25 protein-coding genes are annotated in these 14562 nt (G+C 64.0%); 18 read left to right on the top strand and 7 right to left on the bottom strand.

All coding sequences use genetic code 11. The features are described 5' to 3' along the window. The first annotated feature begins 181 nt into the window (after nucleotides 1-181). The 15 genes from QN084_RS02115 to QN084_RS02045 all read left to right on the top strand — a co-directional run bounded on the left by QN084_RS02115 (nucleotide 182) and on the right by QN084_RS02045 (nucleotide 6650). Complete coding sequence (locus QN084_RS02115; protein WP_069695079.1) at nucleotides 182-421, top strand: hypothetical protein; 240 nt, start codon at nucleotides 182-184, stop codon at nucleotides 419-421. Next, on the top strand, nucleotides 418-867 hold the full coding sequence (locus QN084_RS02110) for a homing endonuclease associated repeat-containing protein (RefSeq protein WP_069695078.1): 450 nt from the start codon (nucleotides 418-420) through the stop codon (nucleotides 865-867). The genes QN084_RS02115 and QN084_RS02110 overlap by 4 nt, the downstream gene beginning before the upstream one ends. A gap of 89 nt (nucleotides 868-956) precedes the next feature. Next, the gene (locus QN084_RS02105; protein ID WP_069695077.1) at nucleotides 957-1262 is read left to right on the top strand and encodes a hypothetical protein; all 306 of its coding nucleotides are present in this window, start codon (nucleotides 957-959) and stop codon (nucleotides 1260-1262) included. A gap of 216 nt (nucleotides 1263-1478) precedes the next feature. Beyond that, nucleotides 1479-1769 carry a hypothetical protein gene (locus tag QN084_RS02100; RefSeq protein WP_069695076.1) on the top strand — a complete coding sequence of 97 codons (291 nt, stop codon included), beginning with the start codon at nucleotides 1479-1481 and terminating at the stop codon, nucleotides 1767-1769. Between the two features lie 200 nt (nucleotides 1770-1969). Then, entirely contained in the window at nucleotides 1970-2290 is a 321-nt protein-coding gene (locus QN084_RS02095; RefSeq protein WP_069695075.1) for a hypothetical protein, read from the top strand. Next, the gene (locus QN084_RS02090; RefSeq protein WP_069695074.1) at nucleotides 2290-2529 is read left to right on the top strand and encodes a hypothetical protein; all 240 of its coding nucleotides are present in this window, start codon (nucleotides 2290-2292) and stop codon (nucleotides 2527-2529) included. The genes QN084_RS02095 and QN084_RS02090 overlap by 1 nt, the downstream gene beginning before the upstream one ends. Before the next feature lie 18 nt (nucleotides 2530-2547). Continuing rightward, a complete protein-coding gene (locus QN084_RS02085; RefSeq protein WP_069695073.1) occupies nucleotides 2548-2811 on the top strand; it encodes a hypothetical protein in 264 nt (87 codons plus the stop codon). A gap of 232 nt (nucleotides 2812-3043) precedes the next feature. Continuing rightward, nucleotides 3044-3541, top strand: coding sequence for a single-stranded DNA-binding protein (locus QN084_RS02080; RefSeq protein ID WP_069695072.1), 498 nt, complete (start codon nucleotides 3044-3046; stop codon nucleotides 3539-3541). A 165-nt stretch (nucleotides 3542-3706) separates the two neighbouring features. Beyond that, nucleotides 3707-3967, top strand: a complete 261-nt coding sequence (locus QN084_RS02075; RefSeq protein WP_069695071.1) for a hypothetical protein — start codon at nucleotides 3707-3709, stop codon at nucleotides 3965-3967. Further along, on the top strand, nucleotides 3964-4173 hold the full coding sequence (locus tag QN084_RS02070; protein WP_069695070.1) for a hypothetical protein: 210 nt from the start codon (nucleotides 3964-3966) through the stop codon (nucleotides 4171-4173). The genes QN084_RS02075 and QN084_RS02070 overlap by 4 nt, the downstream gene beginning before the upstream one ends. 66 nt (nucleotides 4174-4239) lie before the next feature. Next, nucleotides 4240-4653, top strand: coding sequence for a hypothetical protein (locus QN084_RS02065; protein WP_139126766.1), 414 nt, complete (start codon nucleotides 4240-4242; stop codon nucleotides 4651-4653). 306 nt (nucleotides 4654-4959) lie between these two features. After that, nucleotides 4960-5268, top strand: a complete 309-nt coding sequence (locus QN084_RS02060) for a hypothetical protein (protein ID WP_069695068.1) — start codon at nucleotides 4960-4962, stop codon at nucleotides 5266-5268. Nucleotides 5269-5285: 17 nt separating this feature from the next. Continuing rightward, the gene (locus tag QN084_RS02055) at nucleotides 5286-5627 is read left to right on the top strand and encodes a hypothetical protein (protein WP_069695067.1); all 342 of its coding nucleotides are present in this window, start codon (nucleotides 5286-5288) and stop codon (nucleotides 5625-5627) included. After that, nucleotides 5624-6271: a thermonuclease family protein gene (locus QN084_RS02050; protein ID WP_069695066.1), complete on the top strand. Its 648-nt coding sequence runs from the start codon at nucleotides 5624-5626 to the stop codon at nucleotides 6269-6271. Before QN084_RS02055 ends, QN084_RS02050 begins: the two co-directional genes overlap by 4 nt. Nucleotides 6272-6314: 43 nt before the next feature. Then, a complete protein-coding gene (locus QN084_RS02045; RefSeq protein ID WP_069695065.1) occupies nucleotides 6315-6650 on the top strand; it encodes a hypothetical protein in 336 nt (111 codons plus the stop codon). A gap of 14 nt (nucleotides 6651-6664) precedes the next feature. On the opposite strand, the gene QN084_RS02040 is transcribed toward QN084_RS02045, so the two are convergent. The 4 genes from QN084_RS02040 to QN084_RS02025 all read right to left on the bottom strand — a co-directional run bounded on the left by QN084_RS02040 (nucleotide 6665) and on the right by QN084_RS02025 (nucleotide 8617). After that, complete coding sequence (locus tag QN084_RS02040) at nucleotides 6665-7627, bottom strand: DUF4365 domain-containing protein (protein WP_069695064.1); 963 nt, start codon at nucleotides 7625-7627, stop codon at nucleotides 6665-6667. A gap of 86 nt (nucleotides 7628-7713) precedes the next feature. Next, nucleotides 7714-8082 carry a Fic family protein gene (locus QN084_RS02035; protein ID WP_220459249.1) on the bottom strand — a complete coding sequence of 123 codons (369 nt, stop codon included), beginning with the start codon at nucleotides 8080-8082 and terminating at the stop codon, nucleotides 7714-7716. Then, on the bottom strand, nucleotides 7977-8315 hold the full coding sequence (locus QN084_RS02030; RefSeq protein WP_264398637.1) for a hypothetical protein: 339 nt from the start codon (nucleotides 8313-8315) through the stop codon (nucleotides 7977-7979). The genes QN084_RS02035 and QN084_RS02030 overlap by 106 nt, the downstream gene beginning before the upstream one ends. Next, on the bottom strand, nucleotides 8312-8617 hold the full coding sequence (locus QN084_RS02025; protein WP_069695061.1) for a hypothetical protein: 306 nt from the start codon (nucleotides 8615-8617) through the stop codon (nucleotides 8312-8314). Before QN084_RS02025 ends, QN084_RS02030 begins: the two co-directional genes overlap by 4 nt. A 192-nt stretch (nucleotides 8618-8809) precedes the next feature. Between QN084_RS02025 and QN084_RS02020 the strand changes: the two genes are divergently transcribed. Then, nucleotides 8810-9403, top strand: coding sequence for a hypothetical protein (locus QN084_RS02020; RefSeq protein ID WP_069695060.1), 594 nt, complete (start codon nucleotides 8810-8812; stop codon nucleotides 9401-9403). A 209-nt stretch (nucleotides 9404-9612) separates the two neighbouring features. Then, complete coding sequence (locus QN084_RS02015) at nucleotides 9613-9846, top strand: hypothetical protein (RefSeq protein WP_069695059.1); 234 nt, start codon at nucleotides 9613-9615, stop codon at nucleotides 9844-9846. 28 nt (nucleotides 9847-9874) lie between these two features. Here QN084_RS02015 and QN084_RS02010 read toward each other — a convergent pair whose 3' ends face one another. Continuing rightward, a complete protein-coding gene (locus tag QN084_RS02010; RefSeq protein WP_168529718.1) occupies nucleotides 9875-11122 on the bottom strand; it encodes a sensor histidine kinase in 1248 nt (415 codons plus the stop codon). 119 nt (nucleotides 11123-11241) lie between these two features. Next, nucleotides 11242-11958: a response regulator transcription factor gene (locus tag QN084_RS02005; RefSeq protein WP_069695057.1), complete on the bottom strand. Its 717-nt coding sequence runs from the start codon at nucleotides 11956-11958 to the stop codon at nucleotides 11242-11244. 1332 nt (nucleotides 11959-13290) lie between these two features. Between QN084_RS02005 and QN084_RS02000 the strand changes: the two genes are divergently transcribed. Then, nucleotides 13291-14025, top strand: coding sequence for a hypothetical protein (locus tag QN084_RS02000; RefSeq protein WP_069695055.1), 735 nt, complete (start codon nucleotides 13291-13293; stop codon nucleotides 14023-14025). Nucleotides 14026-14140: 115 nt separating this feature from the next. Here the strand turns inward: QN084_RS02000 and QN084_RS01995 are convergent, their stop codons facing one another. After that, nucleotides 14141-14362 (bottom strand): hypothetical protein, encoded by a 222-nt coding sequence (locus QN084_RS01995; RefSeq protein WP_069695054.1) that lies wholly within the window; start codon nucleotides 14360-14362, stop codon nucleotides 14141-14143. Nucleotides 14363-14562 lie beyond the last annotated feature (200 nt).

Below are 14562 nucleotides of genomic sequence, written 5' to 3'. Positions count from 1 at the left end.
GTCTGCGCCCGGCTCCGGCGGTGGCTGGTATCACCAGGGGGCAGCTGGGCTGGGAGGGATCAACGGAGTTGATCCGGGCGGATGCCCGACGCGTCCCGAGCGCGTCACCCGGTCCCTGGTTTGGGCCGGGCCGGGGACGGCATGCCGTCCAGGATGACGCCGACCGGAAAGAGGACTCCCGATGACCCGGACAACTGCGCCGACGAACCTGATGCCGCTCTGCCAGATCGCAGACCCACAGGTGCAGGAGCACCTGCCGTGCCAGCACGGCGAGAGCGGCGGCGTGCGGTGCGAGAACCCCGATCCGCATACCGACGACCATTGGATCTCGGAGCACACCATCGCCCACTCGCTGGCCGGAATCGGCTACGCCTGCACGGCATTCGAACCGGCCGGACCGACCCGGCCCTTGCACTCATGACCACTGGCCAGAGGCCCGCCACCGCCAGGCACCGGCCTGTGGGTTACACCGAACAGCAGATGATCGACGCGCTCCTGCGCTGCGCCGCGGACCAGGACAGCCTCTCGCGCAACGACTACATCCGCCGCAGGCACGACGACGAGCCGTCCGCACCGCTGTTGGAGCGTCGGTTCGGCTCCTGGAACGCAGCCCTGCAGCAAGCAGGCCTGGGCACCACCGAGCAGCCGCTGCACTTCCAGGGCGCGACCACGAAGTGGACCGAGGAAATGATCCTCGACGCCCTGCGCGAGTGCTGGATCAAGACCGGCTCCCTCGCTGTGCTCACGTACGAGGCCTGGCGCACCGGGAGCACCGACGGCATCTGCAGGAGCCATGTCCCGCCGGCGGCCACCATCCGGTTCCGGATGGGCAGCTGGTCGCGGGCCACCCGGCTCGCCGTGGGCTGAGCCGGAGGAGCCGACATTTGGCGGCGCGGCTGGCTCATCGTTCGGCCCGCCCGTCCACCTTGACCGCACACACCCCGAAGGACTTCATTATGACTATTACCCACCCCCTTCAGGACGGCATCGAAAACTCACCGCCGTCGGCGAGCGACGACATTACGCAGCAGATCCTGCTGCAGGCTGCTGCCGGACTGCTGCCTGAGCAGGAATGGTGCACCGACTGCACCCCCGGCGACGATCCGGTCCCCGACCCCGAGGAGGGCCTGCCCGGGATACCGCAGGCCGTCGTGCGGCGCACCACGGAAGCGCTGCCGCTGCCCGAGGGCTGGGGTCCCGCCGCGCTCTACGACATCTCCTATCTCGCCTGCGGGCACACCGTCGCCCACCGGGCGTTCTGACCGGGGCAGACGGCGATGGCATCCTCCCGGGTATCCAGTTCGTGTGTGCCCGGACTGCGAAGAGCAGGGCATGGCGCGCGTGGACGGGAACGAGTGGTGGTGCTTCTCCTGCGGGTTCCAGGAGGTCCGTCCGGTGGCAGGGATCCAGCGACGCAGCACAGCTGCGCCGGGGAATTCATTGACTGAACCATCGACCAGCAAAGGAGCGTCCCACCCATGCTTCCCATGACACCCCTGCAGAGCTGGGCCTTCATCGTGCTCCTCTTGGTCTTCGTGCTCGGGCTCGTCTGGCTCGTCGCCGAGGTTGAGGCGGCGCTCCGGCGCAGGCCTGCAGATGTGGTTGCAGTACAGCCGCCGCAGGCCCACGAGGCAGACAGCACCATCGATCCCATTCCCGCCACCCGCCCGGCCCTGCATCTCATCCAGGACCAGGACACGAGCCAGGTCTCCAAAAGGTCCCGTCGCGGTCCCACCGAGGTCTACGACTGGGCCCGCCGGGGGATCTGACCAGACCCCTTCCGGCCCCTGGTCTCTTGAAGGGCTGAGTCAAGACCTCAAGCGGCCCAGCGCCGCACCACGAACAGCCCCCGGGCCGTCGCGAGAAGCGCCGGACGCCCCGTTCCTGCCGCAGCCCGGCAACGAAGCCACGGCGGCCCGGGGGTCACCAACACCACCTGCACACGCAGGCACCGAAAGCGAGAAGAACCATGGACCAGACCGTCGCACCGCCCGCCATCAAACACAACGTCGCCGTCGACTTTGGCGTCATCGCGCTCACCGGCACGCTTCACCACGACGACGCCCGGCGAGCCCTTGTGCTCCTGACCGACGAAGGACCCGAGCGAATCTCGGTGAACCTCGAGGCCTACGGCCTGGTCGCCGAGCCGGGGCGGGTGTTCGTCAAGGACTGGTCGGAGCATGTCGGTCTGGCCGAGCGCCTGCAGCAGGCGGGGCTCGTACGCATCGTTCGTTCCGTAGCCGTGGGGCCATTCGCCTCCACCGCCCACGAAGTCGAGGTGACGCTCTGATGACCATGGACACGCAGGCTCTGGTTTTCCTGAAGGAGACCACCGGACACCTCGAGCAGATCGAACAGCTCCAGCGGCGGATGCTCACCCTGGGCGAAGAACAGCTGGAGGTCGATCGCCGCCAGCTCGAGGCCCAGGACACGCAGAACGTCCTCGCCTGGCTGCAGCTGCAGCAGGCCCAGGGGCATACACCCGACCCGACTCTCGTGGACCTGGTCCGCCGGCGGCTACGGGTCTGAGCGGGCAGGAGGAATGCCATGGACAGCATCATCGATTCCGCCGGAATCCTCACCACGACTCTTGCCTTCATGCTCTGCCTGGCGTGGCTGGGCTGGTCGCTCCTCCGGTGGCGGTTCCCGAACCGGGACGGGCAGATCGCGTACCTGGAGGAGGACTACCGGCGGGCCTGCGAGAGCGGAGACGTGGCCGCGGCCGATCAGATCGAGGCTGAACTATGGAATCTGGGGGCAGCACCGGGCTGGCCGGGGACCGGGCGTACCGGGAGCGATCAGCGCAGCTGATGCGGGACCCGTGGTGCAAGGGACTCCGGGATCAACGCAGTTGATCCGAAGGGAGCACTGAGGAGCGCTCGATCAGCACAGCTGATCCGAGTCTTCATTCGAAAGATCATCGTCTGATCAGCACAGCTGATCCGGATGGGGGTCTGAGAGACAACCGAACACTTCAACTCACCATCGCGCGCGGAGCAGGGACACTGCCCGCGCGTTTCGTGCACAACGAGGAGAAACACTCATGTCGAACCCCCGCAACTCCGCCACCGTCATCGGCCGCCTGACCAAGGACCCGGTCGTCTTCAACAACCAGGACGGCTCCAAGAAGGTCGCCTTCACCCTGATGGCCGACCACAACTACACCGACAGCCAGGGCAACCGCGGCGCGGACGCTGTGCCGGTCGAGGCCTTCGTGCGCTCGACCACCAACGGCATCGGCCCGTTCGCGAGCATCCACAAGGGCGACCTCGTGGCCGTGAACCTCAAGCTTCGCCAGGACCGCTACACCAAGAACGGCGTCGAGGTCTTCGAGCTCAAGGCGATCGTCGAGGACATCACGTTCCTCGAGCCCCGCTCGGTGACCCAGGCCCGCGTGAGCGAGCGCGTGGCCGCAGCCGAGGCACAGAACCAGGCCCTGCAGGCTCAGCCGGCCCCGGCTTCGGCCCCCGTGGCCGCTGCCGCCGCACCGCAGCCGGCCGTCGCCAGCGCCGTCCACAGCGAGGAACTGCCCTTCTCCTGAGAAGCGCGCCCCACAACCCACAACTGAATACCGACAACCGAATACAGGCGGGTCACGCACACCGGCGGTCCCCGTTCGAGGAGCCTCGCGCTGCTCGGACGGGGATCTGCTTTTCGCTGACTGCGCCCTGCCGTCACATCATCAGCCGCAAGAAGGAGTTCCGCCATGCAGATCGTCGCCGACGCGACCGTCAAGGCCACCGATCACGACCAGGCCCTGCACACAGGGCTCACCGACGTCGTCGCTTCAGTGATCACCGACCACCCCGGACCCGATGTCGAGGCCATGGTCGACGATGTCGTCACCGCCGTCATCAGGAAGCTGCGCCTGCACGCCAGCCAGGTCTTCGTCGCCGACCACGGCGACGCCCGCCCCGTCGAGCGCTTCCGCACCATCAGTGGCCGGATGGACGTGGACGAGCCATGACCGCCGTCCACGACGTGCTCGAGCACGTCAGTGTCGTGCCGCCGGCGGCTGAGCTCCCCGCAGCAGCGCGGATCCTCGCCGAGACGTATCCCCAGATCGTCGACTTCGACTCCACCGGGATGTCGGTGGAAGAGGTGCACTACTTCCTCGGCGAGTCCGCTGCCATCGCCTACTTCCAGTACCGGTTCCTTCTGAACCGGCCCTGAGTCCGCATGCTTCCGTGCAGAGCGGTTCGATCCCGCAGCACGCTGGTTGATCATCAGCGTGCGCCAGTGGACAACTGCACGGACCGACCACGGAACGGGTTCGATTCCCCAGCACTGCGGCTGATCCCCGCAGCGCGTCCCTGGAGACCTCCGTGGCTCCGGTCCCCACCAGCGCCCCGCGCGCCCTGCCCTGCCTTCCAGGCAGCAGCGGCGTGGCGGGGCGCTGTCTTTTCTTCTCCGGCTTCGCTCCTGGCCGGGGTGGAGGGGATCGGCACAGCCGATCCGGATCTGACGACGAAGGACAACGTCCCCGTCCTGCCCGCTCTTCACTGGAGGCCCGCCGTGCCCGGTATCAGCTGCCCCAACGACGGCGCGCCAATGGAGTCCGACGCCCCCGCCACGGCCCGCGAGCGGACCCGCCGGCGCGGCTGCGCCTGCACCCACACCTGCCCGGAGTGCGGCTACATCGAGATCCGCTGAGGCTCTGGATCTTCTTCCTGTTCTTCCTCTTCACCACCGCCGGGTCCCGCAAGGAACCAGTCCCGGCTCCGGCGCTCTAGCTCAGCGGCAGAGCACTCGGCGTTCTGACTGACCGCGGTTCGATTCCGCGCCAATCCCTGGTCGGGCAGACCCAGGCGACAGGCCACGTTCGATGGTCCGCCTCCGGGCGGCACGGGCACGGCGACGCACGAGAGGTCACGGGTTCGAACCCCGTGAGCGCCCCAGATCCCGGGCCGCACAGGCCCTTGCCGATCCGCCAACTGCACCACCCAGAAGGGCACCGCCATGACTGACACCATCACCCCCGCCTTCCTCGACATCACCAAAGACAGCGGTCCTGCCGTCCAGGAGACCCTCTTCCCCTCGACCGAGCGCCACCGCATCCTCGGCGGCAAGAGTGCCCGGATGCTTCGCCGGGGCGACCGGGTCGCACTGCGCGACCTGAACCCTGATCTCGACGGAGGTACCGCCGTCGTCGAGCAGGTGCGGCCCTCGGTGGGCAGCACCGTCCACGTCCTCACCACCGGCGGGGACGCCCACCTCGTCCGCGGCTCGCGCCTGGTGCTCGTCGCCCGCGGACCGAAACAGCCCTGACCACCAAGGAAACAGCCATGTACACCGGACCCATCAGCAACGGCATGCTGCTCGGCATGACCCACGAGCGGCGCAGCGCGGTCATCCTCGAGCTCAGCCCGGACGTGCGCCGCAAGCTCGCACACATCGCCTCACTCGGTGCCGAACGCGAGACCGAGAAAGCCGCCGAGCACTTTGACAAGGGCCGGCGCACCTGGGCCGACACCAGGCTCGACCACGCCCAGTCCCTGACCCGGCTCGCTGCTGAGCTCACCGGCGGGCCCGACGGATCTTCGTCGTCGAACCCATCGACTCCGGATCCGTCGCCGCGGGCACCTGAGAGCGCCCGACGACTACTCCAGCAAGGAACCCAACCATGAAGTGCACCATGATCCGACCCCTCTTCGGCGGCCTCATCGCCGCCGTGCTCTGCATCGTCACGCTGACCGGCTGCGAAGACCTGCCGATGGCCCCCGGCATCCCGGGCACTCCGTCCACCAGCACTGCAGCAGCCCAGGAACCGGCGCAGGTGTCATCCGGCCCGCCGGCGGCCGTCGAGACCAAGGTCATCCGCGTCATCGACGGCGACACCGTCGCCGTGCAGCCGGTCGACGGCGTGCTCAAGGTGACCGACACTCGCGGCGACGTCCCTGAGCACACGGTCAGGCTCCTGGGCATCGACGCGCCGGAGATGAACTACCGCAAGGACACCGGGCCCGAGTGCGGCGCGAAGGCGGCCACTGATCATCTTGGCGGCATTCTGCCCCAAGGTCTGCCGGTAACCGTCCAGTTCGACCCGAAGTCCGACAGAACCGACCGCTACGGGCGGTCGCTCGCCTACGTCATCACACCGGCCTACAACGACGCCGCACGCCAGCAGGTCATCGACGGCTACGCCATGCCCTGGTTCCCCAAGGGCGAGCCGGAGCCCCAGCGGATCCCCGAGTACCGCACGGCAGCCGAGAAGGCCACAGCCCTGCACGCCGGTGCGCACTCCCAGTGCCCGTCCATAGGCCGTGGCTGAGAGAAAACGTGCGCTCCCACCGACAACACACCAGGAGAACCACATGCCCATCCCCGCAGCACCCACTGAACTGGAAGAGCTCCAGGTCGGCGACAAGGTCCTCGTCAAAAGGGTCCTCGACCACCCCGCCTGGATGAAGCAGGTCCCGTGCGATCCCCGCAACGGGTCCACCACGAAGTACGTCCGCGACCCGCAGGTCGTGGAGGAGCTGGGGATGAGCAGCGTAGTGGACCGCCGCGCGGTGCCTGTGATCGCAGCCGCCGGCAACTGGCCGGGACGCGAGGCGCACACGCTGGTCCGGCTGCCCAACGGCTTCTGGTACGACTGCGCCACCGGCCTGCAGGACGGGTCCGGATCCACGCGCATCGAACGGGCCTGACCAACACATCCGTGCTATTGGTCGCCTGTAAGCTGCCGATCACCCTCGGTGGCGAACTTGTCTACCACCAAGAAGGCCTTGCCCAGATCGTTGAGCGTCAGTTCGAGGCGGAAGCAGTCAACTTCACCTTCGGCATTCTTATAGGGACGGATTCCGTTTGCAATGCGCTCGCGCCTCCAGTCATCAAACGACTCGGTGAAGAACTGATCAGCCTCATCCCAAATCGAGCACTCCGCCTCGTACTGGTCGTACTCCGCATCGTCATAGGTTTCTTCATGGACATCGAGGTCGGCCCAGGCAAACAGCTTCGCTACCGCATCGGCGTAACTTGTCGGCCCGACGAAGAACTGCCAGGTGACAAGTTCCTCTGGATCATGGCCGTCCTCATGATCGATACCAATCGAGATCGAACCACGGCCTGAAGACTTGTTAATCCATTCCTCCATATCGACAAGAAGCCGCGTACCGCCTGCGAGCATCTCCATCCAGGGTCTCGCCAGCTGGAGTTCGCGGATTCGGAGGACATAGGGGTCGCCCTCCGCGGCATCCTTGAGCGGAGTTTGGGCTGTCTCATCAAGCAAGTGCGCAGCTGGCACGAGCAGCTTCCATCCACCGGTCGACGTTTCGACGAGCGTCTCGCGATTGACTAGCTGCCAGTGGCATTGCTTGGTCTCAGGGTGGTAGAGGACGACAACTACTGGCAGCGAGTGGTTCGTCCAGTAGCGCACATGGGCCGCATCAGGCCGAAACCACCAGCCTTCGGGACCAGGTTCGCTGAACCAGCTTTTGCCCCCCTTGATCTGGAGAGCCAGGAGCCGACCACGGACATCCTCACCCTCCACGATCTCCGCGTGAGCATCGATACCGTAGTCTTCGGTAGGCTGATCGCGAAAAAGCCATCCGAGCTCATCTTCGATGGCAAGGCGTGTGTGGGTCAGGCCTTCACTGCCGACTTTGGCACTAGGTTTACGGCGCATCACGGATCTATCTTGCCGCACTGCAAGCCAGACGTGACCTTCCGCCGTGTTCAGCGGGAATTGTCTTTCTCTGCCGTGCCGGATGCCTAATCTTCGAGATCGATGAGCCCGACAGTGCCGAGGAGCATGCCAACGTCCAGACTTAGGTCCGCTTCCCGCAACCCCTCGAAATACCGGTGCGACTCCAGGGCCGGCTGCCAGTCGAAGGTGTAGCGCAAGGTGAGGCTGAAAAGCAGCAGATCGGCGAACAAGCGGGTGATTCTCCCGTTTCCATCCACGAATGGGTGCACCCTGACGAGCCGGTGGTGCGCGGTCATCGCCACCCAAGCCGGATCCATCTCATCCCGCTCTACCCAGAATCCGATATTTCCGACCTCCGCGGCAGTTGCTCCCGGATCTGCTCGGGGGGGGGCACGCCGATGGTGACCTCCCTGGTCCTGATCTTTCCCGCCCACTTCCAGATGGGGGAGTAGCAGTTTTCATGGAGGGACTCGAGGACACCGTTCCTGGCGAGGTCGAATGCGGTGATTTCCCCTTCACCGATGGCGGACATGAACTCAACCTGCACTGCGGAGATGGCGTTGGCCTCGGCCTCGTATACCTGCAGTTTCGTGTCGAAGGACACTCCGTCGACGAATGCCGTCGCGTCTTCCGGGTCAACCGGTGTGCTGTCGTAGCCCGGGCTCACCACGCCGCCGCTGCATCGTCCGGCGGCCAGCGGCGGTCCCTGTCCCGCAGCCTGATCGCAAGCACCTCTGCGACGGCTTTTCGCGACTCTTGTGTGGACTCCACGACGATGTCCTCGGACTGCACGGCCCGGTCCTCGATAGCCATAGAGGCGGCCACCTGCTCGGCGATGACCCGATGGTCAACCGTGATCGGCTTCATTTCCGGCGGTAACTCAAAGGATACGGACAAGGAACCGAGACGTTCGGTCTTAGCCATCGCCGTCCGCTTAACCAGTCCCTCAGTGTACTTGACCTTCTTCATCCCGCCTCCTTCCGCCCGCTCACTGTTCACAGTTTACGTCTGTATAGCCAACCCGGCACGGGGAGAGCCCCTGGTGCCGGGTTGGTGTTTTTCCTAGCGCTCCTGATGGCGGCTCTTCAGATCGGCACAGCCGATCCGGATCTGGCCCCGAAGGACGGTTCGCGCTCCTTCCCGACCAGAAGGAGCAGCACGATGAGCAACGACGACCACAAGTGCAGCCTGGCCCAGCTGGAGCGGGCCCTCGAGGTGCTCGACGGCAAGCTGAAGCGCCTGGGGCTGAAGGCCCCGGTACAGATCCGCGCCATCGGTGGCTTCGCGCTCATGAAGTACGGCATCCGCGCGGCCGACCGTGCGTTCACCGTCGACATCGACTCTGTCACCCCTGACTTTGCCCCGGAGGTCCTGGCAGCGATTCACGAGGTCGCCGAAGAGCTGAACCTGGAGCGCGATTGGATCAACAACGACAACGTGATGGATGGCGACGACGCTGAGCTGGTCGCGTCGATGTATCAGGCACGCTGGATCGCGGACGACACAGCGTACGAGTGCATCGAGATGCACCTGGCCAGTGTTCCCACCCTGACCCGGGCCAAGATCATCGCAGCCGACACTGCCGAGTTCTCCGGCCGTGCACAGGACCTGCCGGATCTCCTGGAACTGCTCCGATTCCAGGGCATCACCTCGGTTGCCCGGTTCGATGCTGCTTACCCGGATCCCTACGACGAGTACCCCGCCGCCCGTGAGGCCGTGCACGAGCACTTCGCTGGAGACAGGACGTTCGCCTAAGCCGGGCTGGTCTTCAGATACGCACAGATCCTCGTCGGCCAGCTGACGCCATGCCCTGCCCTGACCGGACAGTGCGCTAACTACAGAGCCCCGACGGGGAGGCGCATCGCGCTCTTCGTCGGGGGTCTTTTCTTCTTTGGCGGAAGGATCAGCGCCGCTGATCCGGAGCAGAGGTGACACAACAACCACACCGGTCATTGGAGGACGGCATGAGCATCATCACCGCACCCAAGCAGGACAAGCTTCCCCTCAGCTTCGTGACGGACACCCAGACCCTCGCGCCCGTCTACAACGAGCAGGCCCGCCGGACGGACCGAATGTTTTGCCGCGATTACCTGAAACAGTGGGCTGGTTCCTTCAAGCGCCAAGGCGCGGCCTCCACGATCAACACTCCCGACTTCGAGGCAGCTGCCGAACACCTCGCCGCCTACGCCTACACCTAAGAGAGTGGCCGTGATTCCCCTGTATTCATCAATCAATGTTGGTGCCGAGATGAGCCGATGCCTGCGCAGCGGTAGGGAGTTCGGCGCGAACTGCGAAGCCATGGCCTTCAGGGCCATACGAGAGACGCCCCCCTACGAGTGCAACCCTTTCGTGGAGGCCGAGGAGGCCGTAGCCCGATGCCTTGTTCGCCTTCGGACTTTCGCCCCCATAGTCAAGGACCTCGACGTGAAGGCGATCCTTTGTCCAGTGCAGCCTGACGGTTGCCTTGGTGTTTGTGCCCACGTGTTTCGTCACGTTCGTGAGGGCTTCCTGCACCACACGGAAGGCAGCATGACCGACGCTCGGATCCAGTGGCCGTGGATCTCCGCTGGAGGAGACCTGCACGTCGATGCCAGCCGACCGGACCGGGGAGACCAGCGATTCCAGATCGTGGAGGCTGTGGAGCCCTTCGACTCCTGAACCATTGGCCCTCATCAGCTCCAAGAGTCGCCGGAGTTCGTCCATGGTCTGGGAGCCGACCCGTTCAATCACCTCTAACGCCTCTTCGGCCCGGCGAGGGTCCTGGTCGATGATGCGACTTGCTCCCGCGGCGTGGAGAGTCATCACCGTCACAGCGTGAGAGACGATGTCATGGAGCTCTGCCGCGATCTGGGCACGTTCCTCGAACACCGCCTCCGCGGCGTCTTCCTGCAACTGCTGGAGGTACCGTATCCGACGGCGGTTCCGACCGAGCAGCCAGCCGATGAACCACGCAGAGGCCAGGATGACCATCATGGTGAATATGCCCCCGGGCTCCCAGCCCACAAGCCCGTCGCGCGCATAGGCGATCACGAACGGGATCAACACCGCGATGGCCGCGGGGATGGAGATCCTAAGCGGCTTGTCGGAAGCAAGTGCGGCGATGGCCACGAGGACGCCCGACATAGGCGCTGGAACGGATACATCCGTGGCTTGGATCCCGGCTGCGAAGATTTCGGGGGCGAAGATTGGGACAGCCAGGAGCTGGTGAACCCAGACGAATGCGAAGACCATCAGAGGGGCCATGTGCCGCCAAGCCAGAAGCGGCAGGCCGATGAGGAAGTACAGGCCCACCGCCAGAGGCTCTTGCGGCATGAAGCTGCCCGCCCAGTTCAGCCACATGCCGACAAGATCGAATCCAATAGCTGCGGCGGTCGTCAGGATGTCACTCCTCGTCGGTGCCATGAGCACCGTCCGCCAAGGGGCATAGCCTGGAGCAGGGCGTGGCGCGACCGTTGGCTTGGGTGAATGGCTCATGGTGAAACCTCCCAAGGAGACGCAACCACTTGTATTACTGGTACCCCGATTCTCGACCCAGCGCTCCTGTTGCGCATCCATCCTCCGATGCAGGCTTCTCCATCTGGAGGATGAATGGCTCATTCGCTCCGCGGTTGCATAAGGCCTGAGCGGAAGGCGACAGCTACTGCCTGCGACCGGTCGGTGAGGCCGAGCTTCATCAAGATGCGGTGCACATGGGACTTGACCGTCGTCTCGCTGAGGAATAGTTCTTCGGCTATCTGGCTGTTCTTGAGGCCGCGGGCCATGGCGGCCAGCACCTCCTGCTCTCTCGGCGTGAGATCACGCAGTTCCTCCTGCCCTGGCGGACGCCGGCGTGCCTGCGTGAATTCGCGTTTGGGATTGGTGCCGTATTGGCGAAGCAGGCTCTTCGTCACAGACGAGTCGACCCAGCCCTCACCTCGAGCCAATGCCCTGATAGCCGCTGCCAGGATCTGGGGAGCTGAGTTCTTCAGGAGGAATCCCGTAGCCCCGGACCGGAGCGCCGAGTCGACGTCCGCGTCGTCGCCGAACGTGGTCAGGATAAGTATGGGTGGGGCCGTTCCATGCTCTGCTTCGAAGTCCTTGGAGTTGAGCAGGCGGGTTGCCGTGATCCCGTCGGTTCCACGCATGCGCACGTCCATGACTACCACGTCGGGACGAACGGAAATGACAGTGTTGATGCCGGAGGTGCCGTCTCCCGCTTCGCCCACAACTTCGATGTCAGGTTCGGTCGCGAGCACGAGGGCGAGCCCTGCCCTGATGAGCTCCTCGTCGTCGATAAGGACAACACGGATACGGTGTGTGATGCCTTCCATGCCTGGACCTCCTCGGCTGTATAGGCAAGTATTCCCGGTCTAAGCCTCCTCCCCAAGATGGTGTTCCTCCACCTGCGGATCACATAGACAAATTGCTTCCGAGGGACGAATCGGCAGTCGCGACGCAAAGGCGAAACTCTTCACACGACATCGAGTGAAAGGAGTTTCCGATGATCGAGAAAAACCGACAAGAAACCAACGGGGTCGGAGCTAGGAAATACCTCTTCCATAGAGCGAGCCTTGCTGCAGCCATCGTCTCGACACTTATCAGCGCAGCGGCATGCAGTCCCCTGAACCACGGCTCTGGGGGTAGTGGCGGAAGCGCGGGGGGCCAATCCAGCATCACGCCTTGCAGTGGTGCTGCGCTTGCCCTCTCTCCGGCGGGATGCGGGGGTGGCGAAATCATCGATGGCCAAGTCCACCCCGTTCCTCCTGAGTTGCCGGGGACGTGGCATGGAGGCGCAGGCGACAGCTACTACTACACTTTCGACTCCCATGGGCAATACAGGCTGGAGCATGCTCGCTCGGGGTGGCGAGAGGAGGGAACCTTCATCGTCGACGGACAGTCGATAACATTCTCGCCCCGCGGTGGGTACGAAAGAACGTCTGCCTGGGAGATCCAACCACTCTTGGTCACCCTGCTTTTCATTGACGGATTCAGTTATGTCAAGGCGTGAGCGCCTGCCTTGAATTGCGCTTTGCCCAAAGCGCGCCGAGGCAAAAATCGTGCCCGAAACGCGGAAATGAAGGAAATGTCGTGAAGAAGTGCAACTGGCAGCCTCCACACGATACCTCGGTGGACAGGGTCCTTATCCCCTCTGTAGCCCCCGGCGGGTCTGAGGCGGCGACATCACTCGTAGATCTGCCTCTTCTCCCGGATTACAACGGTCCGCTCTTTCCGGATATGACGACCTAGCGAATTCTCTCCCACGAAATAGGGAAGGAAAAAGAATGCGCACTCTGCATAACGGAAATTAATCAACTCTGTCCAAGAATTTCAGACTGAAGAACCAATATTGAAAGGAAATAATCATGAACGTCAAGCGTCTTCGGGCTTATGGCATCCTGCTCCCACTCACTGCGATGGCACTCTCGGCATGCGGCCCTGGGGGAGTGATAATCCAGCCGCAGACACCCCAGACAACCGCCCCGGTGCCCGCGCCGACACAAACATCCGAACCCGTCCACACAACCCAACCGCCAGAGAATCCGACTCAGACCAATACCCCTGTGCAGACTCAGGAACCACAGAGCCCTCCCGAAACGTCACAGGAGTCTGTTGCTGCCGAGCCCAAAAAAGGGACGTACCGGGTCACCATCAATGGCCTATACGTGAGGAGCGAGACATGGGATCACGCGCTCGAGGTCGACGGCAAGGGCGACGAAGTCTACATTGACGTGCGTGCCCGGATGGTTGACGAGACCGGCAAGGACCGCGGTCCGGCCCGCGGGAACACGTCCGTGGTCTTGGGTGACACCAACGGGCAGGGAGGCAGGGTCCAGGCCGGATCACGCAGCTCCAATGGTGGACTGAAGACGGGTGATTCAGTCCCGGAGTCGGCGACATCCGGTTATGGTCCCTGGGTCCTCTCCAGCCAGCCGAAGGCCGACAGGCTGCCTCTCGACGCTGGAACCTTCACCCTGACAGAGGGGAAGGACAAAGTTCTGATCAGCCCCACCATCTGGGAGTGGGACGGTGGTAAAGACGTCTTCGCCGACTGGACAGCTTGGATGAAATCGGCCACCGACCAGATTCCCGCGGAAGCGCTGGGAGCGACAGGAGTGGCTGTCAAGAAGGCTACACAGGCAGGCCTGGGCCTCGCACTCAGCCTTTCGGACAAGCAGATTCTTGGGCAGGCATCAGATCGGCCGATAGGCATTCAGGCCCAAGGTGCAGAGGGATTCACTTTCGACCCCTATGTGATGACGCTGGACTATGCCTCAGCTGAGAGTCTCGTCAGTGAAGACGACGGCAAGGGAACAGGTGTCAAGACGATCATCTATAAGGACTCGGACAAATACCACGGGCAGTACGAGCTATACCTTCAAGTGACCAAGGTCGGTTGAAAACCCAACCAGGAGGGGCACCAAGAAGGTGTCCCTCCATCTTCGACAAGGATGATAAAGACCCCATCGCCAGAGGTTTAAGCTCCGGCGGTGGGGTTTCTTTTTTGTCAGTGCATTACGGCTGCTCGGAATCTTCGGCGCTGCCGCCGTCGTCGATGTCCTTCATCCGCTGTTCCAGCCGGGTTGCGTGGGCCTCTTTGACTTTCCGGTAGACCTTGACGCCGCCGGCGATGACCAGGCCTGCAGCCGCCAAGACCCCCGCGGCGACAAGGTCCTCCGTACGGGCATCCTGCTTGCCGGCGTGGTAGCCCTTGCCATAGACCGCGCTTCCCGCCACGAATCTCTCCCTTTGTTGAATTTTGAACTCCGCCGAAAGCCTATCCCATGGTGCATGGAGGGGTGTGCCGGTGCCGCGGATCACCTGCGCTGTGCCGGCGCGGGGTTGGAACCTTCTTGTTGTTTGTCTTCATCTTCGACTCTCAGGTGCAGCCGGTGGAGGTGACAGCGGAGCTGTCACGGAGGAGTCATCGACGAAGG

Source organism: Paenarthrobacter sp. R1 (assembly GCF_030264015.1).
GTDB classification, from domain to species: Bacteria; Actinomycetota; Actinomycetes; order Actinomycetales; family Micrococcaceae; genus Arthrobacter; species Arthrobacter ureafaciens.
The sequence above is the reverse complement of the archived record's forward strand: the minus strand, read 5'-3'. Positions and strand labels throughout refer to the sequence as shown.

Coding starts and splice junctions, on each gene's coding strand:
- QN084_RS02115 (WP_069695079.1), top strand. CDS start 182: ATGACCCGGACAACTGCGCCGACGAACCTGATGCCGCTCTGCCAGATC.
- QN084_RS02110 (WP_069695078.1), top strand. CDS start 418: ATGACCACTGGCCAGAGGCCCGCCACCGCCAGGCACCGGCCTGTGGGT.
- QN084_RS02105 (WP_069695077.1), top strand. CDS start 957: ATGACTATTACCCACCCCCTTCAGGACGGCATCGAAAACTCACCGCCG.
- QN084_RS02100 (WP_069695076.1), top strand. CDS start 1,479: ATGCTTCCCATGACACCCCTGCAGAGCTGGGCCTTCATCGTGCTCCTC.
- QN084_RS02095 (WP_069695075.1), top strand. CDS start 1,970: ATGGACCAGACCGTCGCACCGCCCGCCATCAAACACAACGTCGCCGTC.
- QN084_RS02090 (WP_069695074.1), top strand. CDS start 2,290: ATGACCATGGACACGCAGGCTCTGGTTTTCCTGAAGGAGACCACCGGA.
- QN084_RS02085 (WP_069695073.1), top strand. CDS start 2,548: ATGGACAGCATCATCGATTCCGCCGGAATCCTCACCACGACTCTTGCC.
- QN084_RS02080 (WP_069695072.1), top strand. CDS start 3,044: ATGTCGAACCCCCGCAACTCCGCCACCGTCATCGGCCGCCTGACCAAG.
- QN084_RS02075 (WP_069695071.1), top strand. CDS start 3,707: ATGCAGATCGTCGCCGACGCGACCGTCAAGGCCACCGATCACGACCAG.
- QN084_RS02070 (WP_069695070.1), top strand. CDS start 3,964: ATGACCGCCGTCCACGACGTGCTCGAGCACGTCAGTGTCGTGCCGCCG.
- QN084_RS02060 (WP_069695068.1), top strand. CDS start 4,960: ATGACTGACACCATCACCCCCGCCTTCCTCGACATCACCAAAGACAGC.
- QN084_RS02055 (WP_069695067.1), top strand. CDS start 5,286: ATGTACACCGGACCCATCAGCAACGGCATGCTGCTCGGCATGACCCAC.
- QN084_RS02050 (WP_069695066.1), top strand. CDS start 5,624: ATGAAGTGCACCATGATCCGACCCCTCTTCGGCGGCCTCATCGCCGCC.
- QN084_RS02045 (WP_069695065.1), top strand. CDS start 6,315: ATGCCCATCCCCGCAGCACCCACTGAACTGGAAGAGCTCCAGGTCGGC.
- QN084_RS02040 (WP_069695064.1), bottom strand. CDS start 7,627: ATGCGCCGTAAACCTAGTGCCAAAGTCGGCAGTGAAGGCCTGACCCAC.
- QN084_RS02025 (WP_069695061.1), bottom strand. CDS start 8,617: ATGAAGAAGGTCAAGTACACTGAGGGACTGGTTAAGCGGACGGCGATG.
- QN084_RS02020 (WP_069695060.1), top strand. CDS start 8,810: ATGAGCAACGACGACCACAAGTGCAGCCTGGCCCAGCTGGAGCGGGCC.
- QN084_RS02015 (WP_069695059.1), top strand. CDS start 9,613: ATGAGCATCATCACCGCACCCAAGCAGGACAAGCTTCCCCTCAGCTTC.
- QN084_RS02010 (WP_168529718.1), bottom strand. CDS start 11,122: ATGAGCCATTCACCCAAGCCAACGGTCGCGCCACGCCCTGCTCCAGGC.
- QN084_RS02005 (WP_069695057.1), bottom strand. CDS start 11,958: ATGGAAGGCATCACACACCGTATCCGTGTTGTCCTTATCGACGACGAG.